Raw genomic sequence first — 4463 nt, forward strand, 5'->3', positions numbered from 1 at the left:
GACCACGCCGCGATCCTGGTTGCCCCAGAAGGTCAGGTCGCTGCCGATCTGCACCACGTTGTGACGGCCCTGCCCGACCAGCTGGTCGTTGACGCGGTAGCGCGGCTGTTCGGTGATGACGCGGGCCCAGGCGCTGCCCAGCTTGCCATCGCCACGCTGGCGCTGGGCCAAGTTCGGCTCACCCACACGCTCGTGCAGATCCATGTCGAACAGGCCCAGGGCCGAGGCCTGGTTGGCCAGGTAGGCACCCGCTTCCGGGCGGAACACCGGGGTCGGCATCGGCGGGTCGATGATCGGGTCCACCACCGGATCAACCGGCGACAGCTCCGAACGCAGGTACCAGTCGCCGTCGTTCGGATCAGCGCGGCCGCCCTGGAACAGGAAGTACTCATAGGCACCACCCACGGCACGACCGGCCAGCGCATACTCGGCCGCCGACACGCCATCAACCTGCACCAGCTTGATGCCGTCCTCGGTCTGCGCGCCGGTACCGCCGATGTTGTTCACCGCAATGTGCGCGTTACCCGAGGTATCGCCCTTCACATGCAGCAGATCGGTCGGCGAGGCGTCATCGCCCAGTGCGGTGTTCATCGCCAGCAGACCGTTGTCCGCGTGGAAGTTGCCGTCCACGGTCAGGGTCTTGTACTGGCCATCGCCATGGTCGAAGACCACGCTAGAATCGGCCAGTGACAGGGTGCCCACGGTCGAATTGCCGGTCACGTCCCAGCGGCTGCCATTGGCCAGCGACAGGTCGCCGATGGCATCGGTGGCGCCCCGCCAGTAGCTGTTGTTGTCCAGCGACAGCGAGGAGGTGCGGTCCAGCGAACCGTTGCCGTCGCTGTCCAGTGCGCCGTCGGCGAAGCTGATATCGCCCAGCGCGACCACGTCGCGGTCGAACACCAGGGTGTTGGCGGTGTCCGAACCGAAGGTGGCCAGGGTACCGTTGCCTTCGATGGAGGTGCCATCGGTGGCGGTCAGGCTGCCGTTGTTGAAGTGCAATGCCGAGGCGGCATGGCTTTTCAACACGCTGTTGCTGATGTCCAGCGAGGCACCCTCCTGCACACGCACGGCGTTGGAACCCGCACCTTCGGTCACGATCTGGCTGTCCGCCAGCACTGCGGAGGAAGTGCCATAGTCGACCGAAAGGCCAATCGCATTGCTGCCGTGGGTCAAGACCTGCAGGTTGCTCAGGTCCGCGTGGCTGCCGTCATTACGGACGATCACACCGAAGGCGTTCTCGCCGGAAGTCTCGACGGCGGCACCGTCCAGCAGCAGGTGCGACCCGGAATTGTTGGAGATGCCGTGGCCACGCTCGCCAGTGGTGCTGATGGCCACATTGCTCAGCGACAGGGCAGCGGAATTAATACCCAAAACGCCAATGGACTCGCTCCCCGACGTAGCAATCGACACGCGATCAGCCGTGATGGTGGCGGCATCACCCAGCAGGCCACGGGAGCGGGCACCTTCAGTGATGATCCCGGCGTTGTTCACGGCGACATTCGAATTGCCATTGGCGTACACGCCATGGGCATCGCGAAGGTCGCCACTGTTGGTATGGATGGTGGAATCGGCAAGCGTAACCTGGCTTCCCTTGGTGGCGTTGATGCCGCGGGCTGCGCCGCCGCTGGTCGACAGCTGTGAACCAATGATCTCGACGTTGGCCCCACCATCCGCCCATGCCGCGTGCGCATCCTTGCCGCTGGTGGAGAGCGCGCTGTTGAGCAGTGTGGCAGATGCCTGTGCACTGGAGACCTTCAACGCACTTGATGCCGTGCCGGTCGTGGCGACCTCGACAGTGTCGAAGCTGCCCTGCCCTGCAAGAATCTCAATGCCGCTGGCAGTCGCGCCCGTGACCAGGATGCTGGAGTTGCGCAGGTTCAGCGGCGCGGCGGCCGGGGCATTCATGAACACGCCCTTCCCGGCATCGCCCTCGGCCACCAAGGTCAGGTTGTTGCCAGTGAAGGTGCCATTGCTTTCCACATAGACCGCAGAGCTGCCCTGGCCCACCATGCGAACGGAGGTGCCATCGGCAGTGAGAATGCCCGACGAAGATGCCTGCAGACCGTGCGTTTGCGTGCCCTCGTTGAGCACACTGCCGTTGTTGAAGACGATTTCGCCGCCCATTGCCAGCACACCCTGGGCACCGCTCCCCATCGTATGGACATGGGTGCCGTTGGAGACGATGCGACCGCCGACATCGGCCAGCAGGCCGTGCGCTGCGGTTCCCTCGGTGATGACATCGCTGTTGGTGATCTCGATGCTGCCGTTGTCGCGGGCATCGACACCGCGCGACCACTGCCCCTGCGTATGGATGCTGACATTGTCCGCCTGGATGGCACCGCCCGTTGCCGCAGCCAGACCATGGGCGCGGTTTGCGCCGGTGGTGGTCACCGTGCTGTTGGACACGCTCACGCGACCATTGGACTCGGCGAAGACGCCGTGTGCATCCGCGTCGCCTGCCGTGGCAATTGAGGTGCCAGTGACATTGGCGGTGCCACTGGTCTGGGCATGGATGCCGTGGGCGAGGTTGCCGACCGTGGCGATCGAGGAATCGATGACATCTGCGTGTGCACCGTTCTGGACGATGACGCCAGTGCCGCCTTCGCGACCAGTCTGACCCGAGCGGATGGTCACTCCCTGCAAACGCGCTTGGCTTCCTGCATCAGCGGATACCGCCCCTGCGCGAGTCTCGATTGTGCTGTCGGTCATATTGAGAACAGCACCTTCACCCTGGGCCAGCAGGCCAGACAGGCCACGCACGGTTGCGCCGTCGATGTTCAGTTCGCCAGTGCCCATGACGCCTCCGCCCACGATGCCGCCCCAGGCACCACCGGCGATGGTGATCGTGGTGCCATTGCCGCCGCTGTCGCGACCGATGTTGACGGTGCCCCCATTGCTGGCGCGAACGCCATCGGCGAACTGCGCTGCGTTGGTGGTGATGCTGCCACCGTTGAAGTTGACGACGCTGCCGCCATCGCTGGCGGTAATGCCACGGCCGTTGTTGCCATGGGAGGTGAAGTTCACGCTCTCTGCGTTCACTTGCCCGCCTGCAACAGCGACCAGGCCCGAGCCGATGTAGCCACTGGTGGAAATACTGCTGTTGTCCAGATGGATCACGCTGCCTGCGCCACTGGCATATGCGGCGTGTGCTTCATCCCCGGAGGTGCTGAGGGTCATGCCTGAGGCGCTGATCGTGCCACCATTCAGGGCTTGCATCGCGTGCCCCTGGTACTGGCCCGGTGCACCGGTGATGCTGTCGTTGCCAATGATGATCGCGGTTCCATCCGCAACAACGGGTTGGGCGGCAGCCACAACCAGGGGTGCGCCAAGCGCGGCCGCCACAGAAAGGGAAAGCACGCGACGCGCGCAGGTAAGGGTGGTTCGCATGGGTCTGCCTCGTTTCAGGAATGGGCCGGAGGGCCAACGAGGCAGATGCTAGAAACTGGGCGGCGACCTTCCTATTTGAAGATTCGCAAAGTTTTGATTGCAATCGAGCCAGTTCAGGGAGGCTTAATTTGCATGAACTGCATTGCGTTTCCCGGCCACGGTTGTATTGAGAATGATTGGCCTCCGCAAGCGCAACGGCCCGCCTTCTTCGCAGAAGGCGGGCCGCTGTTTCATACGGGATGCTCAGGCATTACCAGGCGTACTTCACACCCAGCTGGCCACCCACGCTGCGGAAGCCGTAGTCACCGTTCTGGATGCTCAGTTCGCCCCAGCCGGTCAGCTTCTGCGACAGCTGCAGCTGCGCACCCGCCTTGGCCTCGTACACGTCCTTCGGCACGATGCCCTGCAGGCGCTGGTTGCCCAGCCACACCGCGTTGGCATCGCTGCCATTGCGGATCCAGTTCACTGCCACGAACGGCTGCACGCGGTTGCCTTCGGCCGAAGTCGAATGGCCGTACAGGCGGGCACCAACGCGCGTCTGCAGGCCGCCGGCTTCAGCCGACTTCACCACCGTGCCGTTCACTTCCTGGTGCTGGCCGCCGTCCATGCGGTAATCAGTCCAGATGGCCTGCACCTGCGGTTCCAGGTACAGCGCGCTGTTTTCATTCTGGTGCAGGCGCACGGCATACCCGGCTTCCAGCGAGGCCGACAGGCTGTGCGAGCGGTATTCCTCGCGGGCCAGCGCGTCGCCCTGCACGCGGTTCTTGAACTGCGCCGCCTGCAGCCAGCCATCGATGTACAGACCATCATCGTCTTCGGCGTTCTGCATCCAGGTGCCATAGACGCCCAGTGCACGGCCATCGACGCGGCCTTCAGCACCGTAGCCGGTCAGCTCCGAGGTGATGCGGTTGGTCGCCTGGCCGCTGGCGGCCATCACGCCGACCACGCCGCGATCCTGGTTGCCCCAGAAGGTCAGGTCGCTGCCGATCTGCACCACGTTGTGACGGCCCTGCCCGACCAGCTGGTCGTTGACGCGGTAGCGCGGCTGTTCGGTGATGACGCGGGCCCAGGCGCTG

General features: G+C 64.4%; 2 protein-coding genes. Both read right to left on the reverse strand.

What is annotated here, in order from left to right; all coding sequences use genetic code 11:
• Positions 1-3216: autotransporter outer membrane beta-barrel domain-containing protein (locus VER16_RS04125; protein WP_324805589.1), on the reverse strand; the 3216-nt coding region annotated here is incomplete at its 3' end.
• A 421-nt stretch (positions 3217-3637) separates the two neighbouring features.
• Positions 3638-4463: autotransporter outer membrane beta-barrel domain-containing protein (locus VER16_RS04130; protein ID WP_324805591.1), on the reverse strand; the 826-nt coding region annotated here is incomplete at its 5' end.

Origin of the sequence: Stenotrophomonas sp. (assembly GCF_035634915.1) — a bacterium.
Taxonomy (GTDB): Bacteria; Pseudomonadota; Gammaproteobacteria; order Xanthomonadales; family Xanthomonadaceae; genus Stenotrophomonas.